This is a genomic window from Jiangella aurantiaca, assembly GCF_004349105.1.
Lineage (GTDB): Bacteria > Actinomycetota > Actinomycetes > Jiangellales > Jiangellaceae > Jiangella > Jiangella aurantiaca.
Genome location: NZ_SMLB01000007.1, coordinates 139,050 through 156,066, shown reverse-complemented (window position 1 = coordinate 156,066; position 17,017 = coordinate 139,050). Strand labels below are relative to the sequence as shown.

Annotated in this window: 16 protein-coding genes; 10 read left to right on the top strand and 6 right to left on the bottom strand. The window is 73.1% G+C overall.

Annotation, left to right across the window (positions count from 1 at the left end; translation table 11 throughout):
- Positions 1-4 precede the first annotated feature (4 nt).
- The 4 genes from E1262_RS07875 to E1262_RS07860 form a co-directional block, all read right to left on the bottom strand.
- Positions 5-667 (bottom strand): hypothetical protein, encoded by a 663-nt coding sequence (locus E1262_RS07875; protein ID WP_132102586.1) that lies wholly within the window; start codon positions 665-667, stop codon positions 5-7.
- 104 nt (positions 668-771) lie between these two features.
- Positions 772-993 carry a hypothetical protein gene (locus E1262_RS07870; RefSeq protein ID WP_132102585.1) on the bottom strand — a complete coding sequence of 74 codons (222 nt, stop codon included), beginning with the start codon at positions 991-993 and terminating at the stop codon, positions 772-774.
- A gap of 96 nt (positions 994-1,089) precedes the next feature.
- Positions 1,090-1,530 carry a DUF6098 family protein gene (locus tag E1262_RS07865; RefSeq protein WP_132102584.1) on the bottom strand — a complete coding sequence of 147 codons (441 nt, stop codon included), beginning with the start codon at positions 1,528-1,530 and terminating at the stop codon, positions 1,090-1,092.
- Positions 1,527-2,792, bottom strand: coding sequence for a cytochrome P450 (locus tag E1262_RS07860; RefSeq protein ID WP_132102583.1), 1,266 nt, complete (start codon positions 2,790-2,792; stop codon positions 1,527-1,529). The genes E1262_RS07865 and E1262_RS07860 overlap by 4 nt, the downstream gene beginning before the upstream one ends.
- Positions 2,793-2,822: 30 nt before the next feature.
- Here E1262_RS07860 and E1262_RS07855 point away from each other — a divergent pair, with 30 nt between their 5' ends.
- On the top strand, positions 2,823-3,461 hold the full coding sequence (locus tag E1262_RS07855) for an endonuclease (RefSeq protein WP_132102582.1): 639 nt from the start codon (positions 2,823-2,825) through the stop codon (positions 3,459-3,461).
- On the opposite strand, the gene E1262_RS07850 is transcribed toward E1262_RS07855, so the two are convergent.
- A complete protein-coding gene (locus tag E1262_RS07850) occupies positions 3,440-4,210 on the bottom strand; it encodes a GntR family transcriptional regulator (RefSeq protein WP_132102581.1) in 771 nt (256 codons plus the stop codon). The genes E1262_RS07855 and E1262_RS07850 overlap by 22 nt on opposite strands.
- A 159-nt stretch (positions 4,211-4,369) precedes the next feature.
- On the opposite strand from E1262_RS07850, the gene E1262_RS07845 reads away from it, so the two are divergent.
- From E1262_RS07845 to E1262_RS07810, 8 genes are all read left to right on the top strand, one after another.
- On the top strand, positions 4,370-5,197 hold the full coding sequence (locus E1262_RS07845) for an ABC transporter permease (RefSeq protein WP_203453663.1): 828 nt from the start codon (positions 4,370-4,372) through the stop codon (positions 5,195-5,197).
- Complete coding sequence (locus E1262_RS07840) at positions 5,194-5,979, top strand: ABC transporter ATP-binding protein (protein ID WP_132102580.1); 786 nt, start codon at positions 5,194-5,196, stop codon at positions 5,977-5,979. Before E1262_RS07845 ends, E1262_RS07840 begins: the two co-directional genes overlap by 4 nt.
- Before the next feature lie 2 nt (positions 5,980-5,981).
- Positions 5,982-6,998, top strand: coding sequence for an ABC transporter substrate-binding protein (locus E1262_RS07835; protein WP_162605814.1), 1,017 nt, complete (start codon positions 5,982-5,984; stop codon positions 6,996-6,998).
- Positions 6,999-7,018: 20 nt separating this feature from the next.
- Entirely contained in the window at positions 7,019-8,560 is a 1,542-nt protein-coding gene (gene betC, locus E1262_RS07830) for a choline-sulfatase (protein WP_132102578.1), read from the top strand.
- Positions 8,561-8,842: 282 nt separating this feature from the next.
- Positions 8,843-9,853, top strand: coding sequence for a glycosyltransferase family 2 protein (locus tag E1262_RS07825; protein ID WP_132102577.1), 1,011 nt, complete (start codon positions 8,843-8,845; stop codon positions 9,851-9,853).
- A complete protein-coding gene (locus tag E1262_RS07820; protein WP_132102576.1) occupies positions 9,850-11,004 on the top strand; it encodes a glycosyltransferase family 4 protein in 1,155 nt (384 codons plus the stop codon). The genes E1262_RS07825 and E1262_RS07820 overlap by 4 nt, the downstream gene beginning before the upstream one ends.
- Entirely contained in the window at positions 11,001-11,909 is a 909-nt protein-coding gene (locus tag E1262_RS07815; RefSeq protein ID WP_132102575.1) for a lysylphosphatidylglycerol synthase domain-containing protein, read from the top strand. Before E1262_RS07820 ends, E1262_RS07815 begins: the two co-directional genes overlap by 4 nt.
- A 2-nt stretch (positions 11,910-11,911) precedes the next feature.
- Positions 11,912-13,561, top strand: a complete 1,650-nt coding sequence (locus E1262_RS07810) for a DUF2142 domain-containing protein (RefSeq protein ID WP_162605813.1) — start codon at positions 11,912-11,914, stop codon at positions 13,559-13,561.
- Positions 13,562-14,822: 1,261 nt separating this feature from the next.
- Here the strand turns inward: E1262_RS07810 and E1262_RS07800 are convergent.
- Complete coding sequence (locus E1262_RS07800) at positions 14,823-16,415, bottom strand: ArnT family glycosyltransferase (RefSeq protein WP_132102572.1); 1,593 nt, start codon at positions 16,413-16,415, stop codon at positions 14,823-14,825.
- A gap of 104 nt (positions 16,416-16,519) precedes the next feature.
- Between E1262_RS07800 and E1262_RS30820 the strand changes: the two genes are divergently transcribed.
- The gene (locus E1262_RS30820; RefSeq protein WP_203453662.1) at positions 16,520-16,927 is read left to right on the top strand and encodes a J domain-containing protein; all 408 of its coding nucleotides are present in this window, start codon (positions 16,520-16,522) and stop codon (positions 16,925-16,927) included.
- Positions 16,928-17,017: the final 90 nt, after the last annotated feature.

Below are 17,017 nucleotides of genomic sequence, written 5' to 3'. Positions count from 1 at the left end.
GGGATCACTCCTTCGAATCAGAGCTGGACCGGCCGGACGCGGACTTCTTCGCCGTCCGCTTACGGGCAGGCGCCTCGCCGCGCTCGGACGCCGCGCGCTTGGCCGGCGCCTTCTTCGCGGTCCGCTTCCGCGGCCGCTCGCTCCGGTCGTCCGGGCCGGAGTCGTCCTCACGCCGGGAGCGGCGCGGGCCGCGGCGCTCGCCCCGCTCCTCCTCCTGGCTCTCCTCGCGCCGCGAGCGCGGGCGCTCCTCGGGCTCGGCCTCGCCGCGCTCCTCGCGCCGCGAGCGCGGGCGCTCCTCGGGCTCGGCCTCGCCGCGCTCCTCGTCGCTTCCGCGGCCGACCGGGACGTGCTCGGTGACCCCGCCGGTCAGCCGCTCCGAGCGATCGCGGATGGAGTCGCTGAGCCGGTCGATGCGCTGGCTCACCGCGCCGACGGCCGCGCCGCGTGCGGCGGTGTACAGCGTCGTGCGGACCTGGTCGGAGAGCTTCGCCAACTCCGGGCGGCTCTCGACGAACTCGCCGGCCTGCCGCAGCATGCCGCGCGGATCGGTGGCCAGCCGCTTGCCGGCCAGCATGCTGCCGACGGCGATCGCCATCTTGAGTCTCCTTCTGCGGCCGAGGACGTAGCCGGTGGCCGCCGCTGCGGCGACCCTGGTGGCCGTGTTCATCGCACACTCCATTTGTGGGGGTTCGTACCGATTTGGGTATGGGTGCGGCGTACCCGGCCGGGACTACCGCAAACGACGTGGGCGCGCGGCCGCGCCGACGCCGCTCAGGCGGCCAGCCGCAGCAGCCGCTGGAGCATCGGGATGCTCGGGTAGTGGTCCTGGTCGACGTGCTCTGCCAGCAGCGCGACGTAGTCGGCGATGTCCTCCTCGGTGAGCAGCGACTCGATGTAGTCGAGCATCGTCGACGACGGGTAGTGGTCCGCCTCGATCTTGCGCATCAGCGTCTCGAGGACGATCTTCCGGACGACTTCCTGTTGTTTCGGCATGAACTGAACCCCTCCAGCGTCGGTCCGTGAACTCGACTCTGGTCGAATACCACCTGCGCCCAGCCACAAACGGGTTGATCCGGACCTTTCGGACCGTCAGCCCGCCGAGCCGCGGCCGACGTCGAACCGCTCCTCGTACCGGCGCCGTGCCTCGGCCAGCGCGTGCCGGCCGACCCGGGCCACCGGAACCACTTCCGTGACGAGCGGCTCGTGGTCCGGGCCCCGGCCGACGACGCGGCCGGTGAGCAACCAGGGGAACCGGCCGTCCTGGCCGAGCTCGTCGTACTTGCACAGCCGGCGCGCGACCCAGTCGGCCGCCGATCGGGACCACCACGGCTCGGGCTCCAGCGTCGTGACCGACCAGCCCGGCAGGTCGATCCCGGCCTCGTAGTCCCGGCTCGGCCCGTCGCGCCGGTCGGCGTCGGGCCCGTTCGAGTACCGGACCAACAGGCCGGGATGGTCGCTGACGGCGCGCAGGACGTCGTCCAGCGTGGCGAGGACCGGCAAGCCGTCGATCACATCAGTCGGTCGTGTCATGGGACCACTGAGACCAGCACGCCGCTGCGCGGGCGGGTGGGGACGCGGGCGAGATCGACGGCCAGGTCCTGCTCCGGGAGCTCGGCACCGGTCAGCGCCAGGCGGCGCACCGCCTCCTCGAGCAGGACGAGGGCGATGTCCTCGCCCGGGCAGCGGTGCCCGGTGCGCAGCGCGCCGCCACCCTGCGGGACGAGCGTGCCGGGCTCCGGCGGCGGGCCGAGGAAGCGGGCGGGGTCGAACCTGTCCGGGTCGGGCCAGTGCGCCGGGTCATGATCGGTGCCGTGGACGTCGAGGACGACGTACCCGCCCGCCGGGACGTCGACGCCGAGCACATCCTGGTCGCTGCGGGCGCGGGCGGCGAGCACCGGCACGAACGGGTAGCGGCGCCGGACCTCCTGCGCGAACGCTCCGAGCGCCGAGTCGTCCCCGGCAGCGATCCGCTCCCGCCAGTATGGCTGGTGCGCCAGCGCGACGGCGGCGAAGGCCACGAACCACGCCACGGCGACCGCCGGCCGCACGACGTTGAGCAGGGCGACACCGGCCGCCCGCGGTGACAGGAGCCGGCCGTCCGCCTCCCGGGTCAGCGCCATGACGTCGAGCGGCGTGCCCGGCTGGGCCTGCAGCCGGCCGGCCCGCGCGGCGCGGATCAGGCCGCTGGTCCAGCGATCCAGCCGGCGCCGGGCGGCGGCGGCGCGCACGTATGACGGCCCCGGGCTGGCGAAGCCGTCGAGCACCGCCTCCAACTGGCTGGCTCGTCGCGACACCTCGTCCGGGCCGGCTGGGACACCGGCCCACGGGAGCATCGTCGCGGTGAGCACCCGGACGGCCTCGTCGAACAGCACGAACGGGCGGCCCGGTTCCCAGGTGCGGGCAGCCAGCTCCCACTCGTGGTGCGTGCGCGAACGCAGGTCGTCGGCCGCGGCCGGGGTGAGCAGCTCCAGGTATCTCGCCTTCTGCCTGTGGTGCTGCTCGTCGTCGAGGCCGTGGACCGAGTCGCGCCCGAACAGCACGCCGGCGACCGGCGCCGGGATCGCTCCGGCGCGCCGCAGCCGCGGATCGTAGAACCGCCGCACGCCGGTCGGGCCGCCGACGACCACCGAACGGCGGCCGAGGAACCGCACCGGCGCGGCCGCCCGGCCCGCGCGCAGGCCGCTCGCCCACCCATAGCCCTGCCGCCACAGCCCGATCGCGCCGTCCTGAACCACCGTCGTCCCCTCTGTCCACCGCTGGCTGACCAGGTACCCGGCCCAGCCCCCGCGCATGCCCGACGTGGGCCCGGGTACGCGGGCGGCATGGGACGCAGCGACCAGGTCGCCGAGCTGCTCCGGCGGTACGGCCAGACCTACGCCCAGCAGGCCGGCATCAAGCTGGCCGACAAGCCGTCGCCGCTGTACCGGCTGCTCGTGTTGGCGGTCCTGCTGTCCGCCCGCATCGACGCGGACATCGCGGTCGTCGCGGCGAAGGAGCTGTCCAAGGCCGGGTTCCGGACGCCGCGGCGGATGGCCGACGCTACCTGGCAGCAGCGGGTCGACGCGCTTGGGCGGGGCCACTACCGCCGCTATGACGAGCGCACCGCCACGATGCTGGGTGATGGTGCCGAGCTGCTGCTCGACCGATATCGGGGTGATTTGCGCCTGCTGCACGACGCAGCGGAGTCGACCCGCGCGCTGGAACAGCGACTCCAGGACGTGCCGGGGATCGGTCCGACGGGTGCGGCGATCTTCTGCCGCGAGGTCCAGGGCGTCTGGACCGACGTCGCGCCGTACGTCGACGACCGTGCGGCCGACGGCGCCCGGAAGCTCGGGCTGCCGTCGTCGCCGAAAGGGCTGGCGGGCCTGGTGCCGCTGGCGGACCTGCCCCGTCTGACGGCCGTCTGCGTCCGCGCGACGCTCGACGACGACGTCGCCGCTCAGGGCATGGCGCGCGGGTAGGCGCTCGAGGTCAGGTAGAGGGCGTCGGGCCGGAAGACCAGGCGGCCGAGGGCGATGATGCGCTCGTCGTCGCTGAACAGCCGGCAGTGCACGACCAGCAGCGGCGCGCCGGGCGCCACCTCGAGCTCGGCGGCCAGCTCGCCGGTGGCGGCGACCGCCGTGACGGCGTGGTCGCTGCGGACCAGCGGGATGTGCTCGACGTCGCGGAAGAACGTGGTGACGCCGTCGGTCAGCGAGTTGATGCGCACCTCGTGGCCGTTCAGCGTGGTCGGGAGGGTGTGCTCGACCAGCGCCGCCGGGCCACCGTCGACGTCGTAGGACCGGCTGACCCGGAACACCGGCGCCCCGGCGGCCAGCCCCAGTAGCGGGCCGCTCTCGTCGTCGGCGGCCTCCCGGTGCACGCTGACCTTGCGCACGGTGTGCGCGACGCTCGCGCCACCCAGGATGCTCGACACCGAGCAGATGTAGTCGATCGGGTAGGCGATGGCGCGATCGAGGCTGAACCGCTGCGGCGCCGTGATCAGCGTCCCCACCCGCCGGCGCCGCTCGATCTCGCCCGCGGCCTCCAGCGTGGCCAGCGCCTCACGCAGGGTGCCGCGCGACGTACCGAGCTGCTCGCTCAGCTCCTTCTCCGGCGGCAGCCGGTCACCACCGCGGGCACGCTCCTCGGCGATCAGGGCGCGCAGCCTCGACGTGACCGTGTCGACGCGTGGCCGCCGCACCGCGTCGGACGTGCTCGGAAGAGTCATCGAACCATGATCCTCTCATCAATGGTTCGACCATATAACCGCGATCCAGTCGCGCACAACCCGTTGCCATGGCTTGACGGTCGAATCAAGGCGGCGTAAAAAGGTCCGCAACTTTCCTCGGTCTTAATCGCATTATTGGTTCAACCAAAGGAGCGCATCGTGACGGGAGTAGGTGCCGGCGTCGGCCGGTACGACCGCACCGTCCGCGTCCGCCGGTTCGAGGCCGGCGCACGGCTCGGCCGGCTCGGACTCGGCGCCGCCGGGTTCGCCGTCGTCGTCGTGGCCTGGCACCTGATGGCCGTCGGCGAGGTGTTCGGCGCCGGCCTGCTGCCGACGCCGCTCGAGGTCGGCCGGGTCATCGTCGACGGACTCGGCAACGGGCTGCTCGACGACCTGCTGATCAGCTTCCGGCGGGTGCTCGTCGGGGTCGGGCTGGGCCTGGCCATCGCCGCGCCGATCGGGTTCGTGCTGGGCTGGTTCGGCATCGCCCGGGCGATGTTCAACCCGTTGGTGAACTTCCTCCGGGCGTTGCCGCCCATCGCGCTGGTCCCGCTGGTCATCGTCTACTTCGGCATCGGCGAGCTGTCGCGCGGCATCGTCCTGGTCTGGGCCGCCTTCTTCGCGACCATCGTCATCGTCTACGAGGGCGTGGCCGCGCTGGAGGAGAAGTACGTGCGCGCCGCCCAGACGCTGGGCGCGACCCGGCTCGAGATCCTCACCAAGGTCGTCTTCCCGCTCTCGGTGCCGCACATCATGACCGCCGCCCGGGTCTCGCTGGGCATCGGCTGGGCATCGCTGGTCGCGGCCGAGCTGGTCGCCGCCCAGCAGGGTCTCGGCGCGGTCATCCAGAACGCGAGCAACTTCCTCGACATCCCGACGGTCTACGCCGGGATCATCCTGATCGGCCTCTCGGCGCTGGTCATGGACACCGGGATCCGGATGCTCTCGGCCTACGTCGTTCGCTGGCAGGACAGGGGAAGCCGATGACGCAGCACACCACCGCCACCAGCGGGCTGTCCGTCCGCTCGGTCAGCAAGAGCTTCGGCACCGGGCCCAAGGCGGTCTCCGTCCTGCAGGACGTCGACCTCGACATCGACGACGGCGAGTTCGTCGCCGTCGTCGGCCCCAGCGGCTCCGGCAAGAGCACGCTGCTCAACGCGATCGCCGGCTTCGTCACCCCGGACCGGGGCGAGCTGCTGGTCAACGGCGAGCCGGTGCGCGGGCCGGGCCCGTCGCGGTGCGTGGTGTTCCAGGAGTACGCGATCTTCCCCTGGCTGACGGTCCGGCGGAACATCGACTTCGGCACCCGGCTGCGCGCTTGGAAGGGCACGCGGCCGGAGCGGGCCCGCGTCACCGATCGGTACCTCGACATGATGGGGCTCACCGAGTTCGCCGACGCTCTGCCCAAGACGCTGTCCGGCGGCATGCGCCAGCGGGTCGCCATCGCCCGCGCGTACGCCGTCGACCCCGAGATCCTGCTCATGGACGAGCCGTTCGCGGCGCTCGACGCGCAGACCCGCGAGCAGATGCAGGAGGCGCTGGTCGACATCAACCAGCGCGAGCGGCGCACCGTCCTGTTCGTCACCCACCAGGTGGAGGAGGCGATCTTCCTGGCCGACCGGGTCGTCGTCATGAGCGCACGACCCGCGACCGTCCAGGAGGTCGTCGACGTCCCGTGGGGCGACCGGCGCACCCACGAGATCAAGACCGAGCCGGAGTTCGTCCGGCTCCGCCGGCACATCGAGACCCTACTGCGTTCGAGGAGATGATCATGCGGACGACGACGTCTGCCGCCGTGGCCGGTGCGGCCGCGCTCGCCTTGCTGCTCACCGCCTGTGGCGGCGACGACGGCGACGACGCCAGCGCCGAGGGCGGGCCGGCCACCGTCAGGATCGGCTACATACCCGGGCCGGCGCCGGCGATGAACCTGCTGCTGGCCGACGAGCGCGGCTACTTCGCCGAGCAGGACATCGAGGTCGAGCTCACTCCGTTCCAGACCGGCATCTCGCTGTCCAACGCGCTCACCGGCGGCAGCATCGACGTCGGCGTCATGGGCGCCGTCGTCGCCAACTTCCCCGCCCGCGGCCAGGGCAAGCTGTTCCTGCTGAACAACCTCGAGGCCGACATCCAGCAGATCTGGGCGGCGCCCGACTCTGGCATCGAGTCGGTGGCCGACCTCGCCGGCACCGAGGTGGCCACCACGACAGGGTCGGCGGCGCACCTGCTGCTGCACGTCGCGCTGGCGGCCGAGGGCGTCCCGGCCGACGACGTCGAGATCGTCAACCTCGACATGCCGGCCGTCGCCAACACGTTCGTCACCGGCGGGGTGCCGGCGGCCGCGCTCTGGGCGCCGTTCGACGCGCAGGTCGAGGAGCAGCTGCCCGATGCCACGCTCATCGCCACGTCCGCCGACTACGAGGACGCCGCGATCGCCGGCGGCTGGGTCGCGAACAACGACTTCTACGCCGACCACAAGGACACCCTCGCGAGGCTGGCCGAGGTGTGGCTGCGCTCGAACGAGGACCTCACCGCCGACCGCGACGCCGCCCTCGCCGACGCGTGCCCGCGGCTGGAGGAGTTCATGACCGCCGCGGACTGCGCCGAGATCTACGGCAAGACGCAGACCTACACCAACGACGAGTGGGCCGCTCTCTACGAGGACGGCACCGCGCTGGACTGGGTCGGCCGCATGGAGCAGGTGTTCGTCGACATCGGCGCGCTGCCCCAGTTCGTCGAGCCCGACCAGTTCTTCGACACCTCCATCTACACCGACGCCGTCGCGTCCTGACCGCAAGGAGACCCGCCCCCGTGACAGGGCAGCCGCAGCCGCCGAACGTCCTCATCGTCATGGTCGACCAGCTGACGGCGTTCGGCCTCGGCGCGTACGGCAACGACGAGGTCCTCACCCCGCACCTGGACGCGCTGGCCGAGCGCGGGGTGGTGTTCGAGAACGCCTACGCCAACTCACCGCTGTGCGTACCGTCGCGCGCGTCGATGATGACCGGCCGGCTGCCCAGCGCCGTCCCGTGCAACGACAACGCCGAGGAGTTCCCCGCCTCGGTGCCGACGTTCGCGCACACCCTGCGGCGGGCCGGCTACCGCACCATCCTCGCGGGGAAGATGCATTTCGTCGGGCCCGACCAGCTGCACGGGTTCGAGGAGCGGCTGACCACCGACATCTTCCCGGCCGACCTCACCTGGACCCGGCCGTGGGAGAGCCTCGGCGACCCGCCGCGGCTGTCGGGCCGGCAGCGCAGCGGCGGCCGCGAGTACGTCGACATCCTCAACCGATCCGGCCCCCAGCCGTGGACGTACCAGATGCACTACGACGAGGAGGTGCGGTTCCGGACCCTCCAGCGGCTGCGCGAGCTGGCGCTGGACACCGGGCCGCGCCGGACCGAGCCTTGGCTGCTGGTCACGTCGATGACCCAGCCGCACGACCCGTACGCGGCTCCGGCGGAGTACTGGGACCGCTACGAGGGCCGGCCCATCCGGCTGCCCGACCGGTCCGCCGCCGCGCCCGAACGGCATCCGCTGGACGCCTGGGTGAACGCCTTCCACGGCGTCGACCGCCACGATGTCACCGAGGAGCAGGTGTACCTGGCCCGCCGCGGCTACTACGCGATGATCAGCTACGTCGACGACGTCGTGGGCCGGCTGGTGGCCGAGGTGGACCGCCTCCGCCTGGCCGACGACACCGTCGTCCTGTTCACCAGCGACCACGGCGACCAGCTCGGCGAGCACGACATGTTCTTCAAGCGCACGCTGCGGGAGTGGTCGGTGCGGATCCCGCTGCTGGCCGCCGGCCCCGGCGTCGCCGCCCGTCACCGCGTCACCACCCCGGTCTCGCTGGCCGACCTGCACCCGACGCTCGCCGACCTGGCCGGCACCGCCCTGCCGGACTGCGTCGCCACCCGGTTCGACGGCGCCAGCCTCGCGCCGCAGCTGGCCGGCCGCGACGCCGAGCACCCGGACGTGATCCTGGAGAACTACGCCGAGGGCACCATCGCGCCGGTGCGGGCGGTGATCCGCGGCCGGACCAAGCTGGTGCGCGCACCCGGCCTGCCCGACCAGCTCTACGACCTGGGCGCCGACCCGGCCGAAGAGCGCAACGTCGTCGACGACGCCGCGTACGCCGACGTGTCCGAGAGGATGCGCACTGACCTGTCGAAGACCTGGGACGCCGAGGAGGCCCGCCGGACCATCGTCACCAGCCAGCAGGTGCGCGCCTTCCTCGGCGAGGCGATGGCGCACGGCCGGCACCACGCCTGGGACCACCAGCCCGAGCCCGCCCGGCAGTGGATCCGCAGCGCCGACGACGACCCCTGGGACCCGCTGTTCGGCTTCTGAGCGCTGCGGATCCACTGCCGGGCGGGCTCGGGGCCATCATGAGGTTTTCTCGAGCCTCAACACGCCTGCGATCGTGTTGAGGCTCGGGTGATCGTGGTGGTACGCCAGGCGCACGCAGCCGGTCGGCGGACAGCAGGACGGCGTCGACGGCCAGCGCCTGCGGGCGGGAACGTATACCTCCCGTGAACCCTCGACGAACAGTGGCCATGACGGCCGGTCGGACGTCCCGCACCGTGGTTAGCCTGCTCGCGGCTCTCCCCTGCAGTCCCGCGCGAGGATGTCATGAAGCTGTATGTCCAGATCCCGTGCCTCAACGAGGAGCAGACGCTCCCGCTGGTGCTGGAGTCGATCCCAGATGCGATCCCCGGCGTGGACGAGATCCGCGTGCTGGTGGTCGACGACGGTTCGACCGACCGGACCGCCGAGGTGGCCCGCTCCTACGGTGCCGAGGTGCTCCGGCATCCGCGCACCATGGGGCTGGCCCGGTCGTTCCGTGACGGCGTCGACTACGCCCTGGCCCATGGGGCGGACATGGTCGTGAACACCGACGGCGACAACCAGTACCCACAGGAGCGCATCCCCGACCTGGTCTGGCCGGTGATCGCCGGCCAGGCGGACGTGGTGATCGGGGACCGGCAGACCAGCACCATCGCGCACTTCTCCCCGTTCAAGAAGGCGATGCAGCGGTTCGGCTCGCGGGTGGTGAGCTTCGCGGCGGGCACGGACCTGCCGGACGCCGCGAGCGGCTTCCGCGCCTACTCCCGCGCCGCGCTGCTCCGGCTCAACGTGGTCACGCAGTTCAGCTACTGCATGGAGACGATCATCCAGGCCGGCAACAAGCGCCTGGCGATCACCTCGCTGCAGATCGTGACCAACCCGAAGACCCGCGAGTCGCGCCTGTTCAAGAACCACTGGCAGCACATGTACCTGTCCGGCCGGGCGATCTCCCGGTCGTATCTCATGTACCGGCCGAACGTGATCCTCGGCTGGATCGGCGTGCCGATGCTGGTGGCGGGCCTGGTGCCGTTCGTGCGGTTCCTCGTCTACTGGTTCATGGGCGACGGCGCCGGCCACATCCAGTCGCTCATCTTCGGCACCGCGATGCTCGTGGGCGCGCTGCTGACGTTCGCGCTTCTGGTGATCGTCGACCTGCAGCGCACGAACCGCATCCTGCTGGAGGAGACGCTCGAGCGGATCAAGGCGCTGCAGTACGACGACGTGCGGCGCGACACCGATCCGGCGGAGGAGCTGGCCGACGAGCTGGCCGCGGGCGAGCGGGCGCTCGCCTCGTGAAGGTCGTGGCGTTCGGGACGTACGACGCCACCGCGCACCCCAGGGTCCAGGTCCTCATCGACGGACTGCGCGAGCGCGGCGTCGACGTCCGGGAGATCGTCGCGCCGCTGGGCCTCGACACCGCGCGACGGGTGGAGCTGCTGCGCAAGCCGTGGCTGCTGCCCGTCCTCGTCGCTCGCCTGCTCCGCCGGTGGCTGACGCTCGCCGGGCGCGCTCGCCGGCTGACCCGCGACGAGTGGCCGAGCCACGTGCTCGTCGGATATCTCGGTCACTTCGACGTGCTGCTGGCCCGGGTCCTCTTCCCGTCCGCCACCATCGTGCTGGACCACCTGATCTTCGCCGCCGGCACCGCCCGCGACCGCGGCGTCGGCACCGGCGTCCGGACCGTGCTGCTGTCCGGCCTCGACCGGCTGGCGATCGCGGCGGCGGACGTCGTCGTCACCGACACCGCGGAGCACGCCGCGCAGGTCCCGGCGCGACGGCGTCGGGACGCCGTCGTCGTCCCGGTCGGCGCGACGCAGGCCTGGTTCGACGCCGGAGCGCGCGCCTCGGCGACGGACGTGTCCGGCGGCGGCGTGCTCACGGTGGGCTTCTTCGGCCTGTTCACGCCGCTGCAGGGAGCGCCGGTGATCGCCGAGGCGCTCCGCCTGCTCGATCGCCGAGGTGTACGGGTCCGGGTGACGCTGGTGGGGTCGGGCCAGGACGCCGCGGTGGTCCGCGCGGTCTTGGCCGGGATGGATTCGTCGGACGGCGCCGGCAGCACTGTTGAAGTGACCTGGCACGACTGGGTCGGCCCCGCGGAGCTGCCGGACCTGGTGGCCGGGCACGACGTGTGCCTCGGCATCTTCGGCGACACCAGCAAGGCCCGCGCCGTCGTCCCGAACAAGGTGTACCAGGGCGCTGCCGCCGGGTGCGCCGTCGTCACGAGCGACACCGGGCCGCAGCGGCGCGCGTTCGGCGATGCCGCGGTCTTCGTGCCGCCCGGCGACGCCGGGGCGCTGGCCACGGCGATCGAGACGTTCACCGATCGCCTCGCGCTCACGCGGGCGAGGGCGGCCGGCCGCGCGGCGGCCCAGCGGTTCACCGCCCGCGCCGTCGTCGCGCCGCTCGTCGACGCCCTGGACACGGCGCCGGCGACGTCGAGCCGATGAGGCGGCTGCTCGCAATCACGCGCCACCCGTGGCTGCGGCGGGCCTTCCTCGTCCTGGCGCTCGCCGCCGCGGTCTGGGCGATCGCCGGGCGGTGGGACGAGGTCCAGGACGCGTGGTCGGCGCTGCCTCTATTGACGGCGTTCACAGCATTCATGACGGCGCTCGCGTACGTCCTCGCCACCATGGCCGCCTGGCGGGCGGTCCTCACCGATCTCGGCTCGGCGGTGCCGCTCGGGCCGGCGGCGCGGATGTTCCTCCTCTCCCAGCTCGGCAAGTACCTGCCCGGCGGGGTATGGAACCTCGTCGCCGCGGCCGAGATCGGGGCCGACCTGCGAATCCCGCGACGCCGGTCGGTGACGGTCATGGCGGTGGCGCTGCTGGTCTCGATCGTGACCGGGCTGCTGGTCGCCGCCGTCGCGGTGCTCTCCGGGCCGTCCGACGTCCGTTCGACGTACGGGGCCGCGCTGCTCGCGCTCCCGCTGCTCGTCGTGCTCCTGCTGCCGCCCGTGCTGAACCGGCTGCTCGGGTTCCTGCTGCGGCGGCTGCGCCGGCCGCCGCTCGAGCACCCGTTGAGTGCCGCCGGCGTCGCGCGGGCGTCGGCCTGGGCGCTGCTGGCCTGGCTGCTGGCCGGGCTGCACCTGTTGCTCCTCGTCACCGCGCTCGGGGCCGAGGCGACATTCGCGACGGCGGCGCTCGCGACCGGGGCGTACGCACTCGCCTGGACGGTGGGGTTCCTCGTCGTGGTCGTCCCGGCCGGAGTGGGCGTGCGCGAGGCCGTGCTCGGGCTCGTCCTCGCCGACCAGGTCTCGGGCGGCGCCGCGGTCCTGGCCGTGCTCGCCTCGCGGGTGCTGATGACCGTCGCGGACCTCGCGCTCGGCCTCGCCGCGGCCCGGAGAGGGCGATAGTCGTGCGCGACGCCACCGGCTACCGCGCCGCCCTCACCGCGATCACGTTGCTGGTGGTGGCTGTCGCCGCCGCCTGGGCGGTGCTCACGCCTGCGTTCCGCGCACCGGACGAGCCGCAGCACGTCAACAGCGTCCTCCGGCTCGCCTACGACGGTGGCTGGCCGGCGCCCGGCGAGGCGCGGATGAGCCCCGCGATGAACGGCGCCCGCCGGCAGGCTGCGCTGGAGTCCGACCTCCCCTGGCCGCACTGGAACCGCCACGACGTCGTCCAGTACACCGACGTCGAGCCGGTCCCGGATGAGGAGCGCCTCGTGGTAGCGGCGGACAACGCGCTCCCGGCGCCAGCGAGCGGCGGCTGGAGCCTCGACACCGTCGACCAGATGACCCAGCACCCACCGCTGTACTACGCGGCCGCGGCGGCCTGGCTGCACGCGACCGGAACGGCGGACGCCCGCTGGGACCACCTGCTGCTGTCGCTGCGGCTGTTCGACGTGCTGCTGCTCGTGCCACTGCCACTGCTGGCCGCGGCGACGGCGCGCACCCTGCTCGGCGACCGCCCGGAGGCGCGGCCGGCGGCGCTCGTCGCCGCCGGCGGCGTCCTGTTCGTCCCCATGTCCGCGCACATCCTCTCGTCGGTCACCAACGACGCGCTGGTGACGCTCTCGGGCGCCGTCATCACCTGGCTCGTGGCGCGCGTCCTGCGGGGTGACCTGGGGTGGCGGACGGCGGTCGCACTCGGGGTCGCGCTCGGCGTCGGGCTGCTCACCAAGGTCATGGCGGCGTTCGCCGTGCCCATGGTCGTCCTGGCATACCTGCTGGCCGGCACCATCGGCCGGCCCGTGCTCGCGGACCTGCGCCGGACGTGGTGGCCGCGGGCGGTACGCATGCTCGTCGTGGGGCTGGTCGCGTTCGCCGCCGGCGGGTGGTGGTGGCTGCGCAACCTGCTGGTGTTCGGCGCCGTCCAGCCTGTCGGGATCCCCGAGCGGTGGGAGCCGGTGCCCAACGCCGGGCTCGGCCACTTCGTCACCACGGTCGTCACCGCCGTCACGCGGTCGTTCTTCGGCGACTTCGGCTGGCTCGAGCTGCGGGTGTCGCCGGTGGTCTTCTGGGGCGGCGCGACGGTGGTGGCAGCGCTGTGCGCGGCGGCGCTGGTCCGGCGCGATTCCCGCACGGAGGCCGCGGTGTTGCTGCTCCTGCCGGTCGCGCTCTGGGTCAGCATCGTGGCCAACGCGTGGCGGCACTACGTCGAGACCGGCTGGATCACCGCGGTCCAGGGCCGGTACCTGTTCGCCGGGCTCGCGGCGCTGGCCGCCGTGGCGGCGCTGGGGATCCGTCCGCGCGCAGTGGCGGTGCCGTGGATCGTCGCCGGGGGCGGCGTGGTCGCGGCGGTGTCCCTGGTGTTCGCCTTCCGCGGCATGTACTGGGGCCACGCGGAGAGCGCGGCAGATGCGGCAGCCCGGCTGGCCGGGTGGAGCCCGCTGTCACCGGGTCAGCTGGCGGCCGTCGGCGCGCTGACCTGCGTGGCGGGCGCGGTCGCCGTCGGCACCTGCGTGCGGTTCGCCGTCGTCGCGAGCACCAGCCGGGCCGTCCCGATGACGGCGGCACCGGCCAGCACCGCGACCAGGACGGACGGAACCGGAGCCTCCGTGTAGTACCAGGACTCGGCCGGCGGCGTGGTCAGCTCGCGCGCCACCCAGCCGCCGAGGTCGGCGAGCGTGACCGCCGTCCACACCGGGATCAGCAGCCGGGGCCGGACGCCGAGTCCGGCGGCGATCGCCAGGCACAGCGGCAGCGCCACCGGCAGCAGGTAGCGCGGGTACACGCCGCCGCTGTTCGAGGCGAACACCACCTGCATCGTCACCAGCACGACGACCGGCAGGACCAGCAGGACGAGCAGCTGCCGGTCGCCGTCGGTGCGGTGGCGGACGGCCCGGGCCATGGCGATCCCGATCGGGATCCAGACCAGCACGAGGCCGGTGACGATCATCGTGTACAGGACGTACGTCGTCCGCGGCGGCTGCTGACCGGCCCACCAGAACAGGTTCGGCAGCCGCAGCCAGGTGACGTACTCGACCAGCACCTGCCAGAGCGGCTTCGGCGAGCGGCCCTGGTGCTCGATGGACCAGTCGAAGTGGGAGCCCGTCACGGTGCCGGTCAGCTCGACGTTGCGGGCATAGAACCAGCCGGCCGTGGCCAGGACGAGCGCGGGGCCGCCGAGCAGGAGACCGGCCACCGGCGACCACCGTCCACGTCCCTGCCGCGCCCGGACGATCCCGGCCAGCCCGGCCACGCCCGCGACGACGACGGCCACGACGCCCGCCGAGAGCCGCGTCAGCGCCGCGCCGCCGGCGAGCAGCGAGAGCGCCAGGACGAGCCCGGCGTCGAGGCCGCGCCTGATCGCCGTCGCCGCGACGCCGAACATCGCCGTCACGAAGACGGCCGCGAGCAGGTCGTTGTAGCCGGAGCCGCCGACGAGAGACTTCGCCGCCATCGCCGCGACGATGAACGCGACCACCAGCGGGACGGTGCTGCCGGGGCGGCAGAACCGCCGCGCGGCGCCATGCGCGACCAGCACGAGGACCCCGGAGAGCAGCACGTTGGCGGCACGGGCTGCGTACACGGCTGCCACCGGGTGGCCGGCCTCGGCGAGCGGCCCGACGACCGGCGCGACCAGCAGGTAGTACAGCGGCGGATGCTGCGCCGTCCACTGGACCGGCGCGACCCAGGCGCCCTCCGGCCGGTGCTCGAGACCGTCTTCGAAGACCGGCAGCTCGCCCTGCCACACCTGGTAGGCGTAGTCGACGTGCGGCGCCTCGTCGCCGGTCACGTACGGCGCCTGGACCAGCGCCGCCACGGCCGAGAGCAGCATCGCGGTGAGCACGGCGAGCGGGAGCGTCGCGCGGGACGACGGCGTCACGCCACGGCCTCCTTCGTCCGTTCCGGCTCGACCGGCTCGAGCGGTTCGACCGGCGCGGCCGCCGCGCGCACCGTCCACCGCACCAGGAGCGCCGCGGCGGCCATCCCGGCCACCAGGACGACGCCGAGGAGCACCGCTGGCAACGGGTACCAGAACGCGACCGCCGCTATGGCCCGTCCGAGGCCGGCGAGCCCGTCGGCGGGTAGCCAGTAGAGCGTCCATGCGTCGTGCCAGAACGCCGCGTGCATCACGACGGCGAGCGCCAGCAGGCCCGGGAGCACCCACCGCCGCCACGCTGGCGCGAGCGCCGCCGCCCCCGCAACGGCGACCACCATCAGCCCGACGACGCCGGGGAACAGGTAGCGGCCCTGCTGCGCCGCCCCGGTGCTACCGAACGCCGCGAACTGCTCCCAGGAGCCGCGCGCGACGATCCCGGCGAGCGCGGGGATCGGGAACAGCAGGACCAGCGCGACCGGACGGGGGATGCCGCGGCGGACGAGCGCGGCGCCGATGCCCACGAGCACCACCACGAGCGCGACCCGCGCCATCCACCAGGAGGCGTCCATCGAGCGGGAGGAGTCGTGGTCGTTGACGAAGAAGAGCGTCACCATCCGCTCCGCGAACCGCGAGAGCCAGTCCCACCCGCCGTCGGACCAGCCATAGACGGCGGTGAGGTCCGGTGGTTCGGTGTGCGTGCCGTGCGGCTGGATCGTGCCGTAGACGACTTTGTTCCGCAGCCACCAGAGCGCCCCCGGCACGCTGGCCGCGCCGGCCACCAGCAGCCCACGGACGGCGTCGGCGCCCCGTCGTGTCCGCACGCCCGCGATGACATAGGCGAGTACGATCCACGCGGGCATCAGCAGCGCGAAGCCCTTGGTGAGCAGTGCCAGGCTGGTGACGGCCCCCAGCGCGGCACCGACCCGCCACCGGAGGTCACCGGTGAGCACACGGGCCACCAGATACGTCGCCGCGGCGAACACGACGATCAGCAGGGTGTCGTTGTTGACCGACGACTCGATGTGCGTCAGCTCCGGCACGACGAGAGGGGTCGCGGCCGCCACCACCGGCAGTGGCGCCGGCAGCCCGAGGCGCCGCGCCGTCAGGAAGAGCAGGATCGGCAGTATGGCGGTCAGCAGCGCGTTGCCCCAGCGCAGCACCATCCACACGGCGTCGAGGGGCTGGTCCGCCCAGCCGGGGATCAGGCTGACGACGCCGCCGCCGAGCAGGTAGTACAGCGGCGGATGCTGGATGAGCTGGTTGTACATCTCGTCCATCGGCGCGCCGCCACCGGCGTCGGCGTAGGACGGACGCTCGCCACGCGGCGCGACGTCGTCACGGTCGGCGAGGTACTGCCGGCCGGGGAGCCGGTCCGTCGGGACGAAGTAGCCTGCCTCGACGCCCTCGGTGACGAACGCGGTGCCGGGGTCCGGCCACGGCCACGCCTCGCCCTGGGCCACCTGTAGCACGAGGTCCACCTGCTGGCGCTCGTCGGGAGATCGCGCGTTCGGGAACACCGCGGTCTGCGCGAGCGCGATGGCCAGGTGCACCGCGGCGATCAGCCACACGACCGTGGGCACCGCACGCCTCATGGGCAGGAGGGTAGACGGCACGGATTCCCAGTGCGCCGGTCTCCGGGCACATGGCGGGTGAACACTCGATGTCACAGATCGCCGCCGCCGGGCGTCGTATGAGTATGACCGCATACGTCGGCGCGGACCCGCACGAGGTGCTCGGAGTGCGGCGGGACGCGACCCCACGACAGGTGACCCAGGCGTTCCGCCGCGAGGTCCTCCGGGGCGGGCACCCGGACACCGGCGGCGACGCGCGCGCCTTCCGGCGGCTGGTCGCCGCGCGTGACGCGCTCCTCGATCAGCGGGCCGCGCCCGGCGACGTTCCGCCGGCCTCGCCCTCTCCGGGACCGCGCGCTCCCCGCCCGGCGGGTCCAGCGCGCCCGGCGGGTGCGGCGCGGCCGGCGGATGCGCCGCACCCGGCGCCGGCGTCGTCCGACGCGAGCGCGCTGCCGCTGATCGTCGGCGCCTTCCTCTTCTTCGTCGCGATGCCACACGTCCTGCTCGCGATCGTGCTCGTCCTCGTCCCCTAGGTGAACCCACACATGACGTTGATCATGGAGAACCGCCCCTTTCCAGCGCGGCGAAAGGGGCGGTTCTCCGTGATCGACAAGGATTCGGTG

Bases quoted from the DNA above. Each gene is read 5' to 3' on its own strand.
- E1262_RS07875 (WP_132102586.1), bottom strand. From the start codon at position 667: ATGAACACGGCCACCAGGGTCGCCGCAGCGGCGGCCACCGGCTACGTC.
- E1262_RS07870 (WP_132102585.1), bottom strand. From the start codon at position 993: ATGCCGAAACAACAGGAAGTCGTCCGGAAGATCGTCCTCGAGACGCTG.
- E1262_RS07865 (WP_132102584.1), bottom strand. From the start codon at position 1,530: ATGACACGACCGACTGATGTGATCGACGGCTTGCCGGTCCTCGCCACG.
- E1262_RS07860 (WP_132102583.1), bottom strand. From the start codon at position 2,792: ATGCGCGGGGGCTGGGCCGGGTACCTGGTCAGCCAGCGGTGGACAGAG.
- E1262_RS07855 (WP_132102582.1), top strand. From the start codon at position 2,823: ATGGGACGCAGCGACCAGGTCGCCGAGCTGCTCCGGCGGTACGGCCAG.
- E1262_RS07850 (WP_132102581.1), bottom strand. From the start codon at position 4,210: ATGACTCTTCCGAGCACGTCCGACGCGGTGCGGCGGCCACGCGTCGAC.
- E1262_RS07840 (WP_132102580.1), top strand. From the start codon at position 5,194: ATGACGCAGCACACCACCGCCACCAGCGGGCTGTCCGTCCGCTCGGTC.
- E1262_RS07835 (WP_162605814.1), top strand. From the start codon at position 5,982: ATGCGGACGACGACGTCTGCCGCCGTGGCCGGTGCGGCCGCGCTCGCC.
- E1262_RS07825 (WP_132102577.1), top strand. From the start codon at position 8,843: ATGAAGCTGTATGTCCAGATCCCGTGCCTCAACGAGGAGCAGACGCTC.
- E1262_RS07815 (WP_132102575.1), top strand. From the start codon at position 11,001: ATGAGGCGGCTGCTCGCAATCACGCGCCACCCGTGGCTGCGGCGGGCC.
- E1262_RS07800 (WP_132102572.1), bottom strand. From the start codon at position 16,415: ATGAGGCGTGCGGTGCCCACGGTCGTGTGGCTGATCGCCGCGGTGCAC.
- E1262_RS30820 (WP_203453662.1), top strand. From the start codon at position 16,520: ATGACCGCATACGTCGGCGCGGACCCGCACGAGGTGCTCGGAGTGCGG.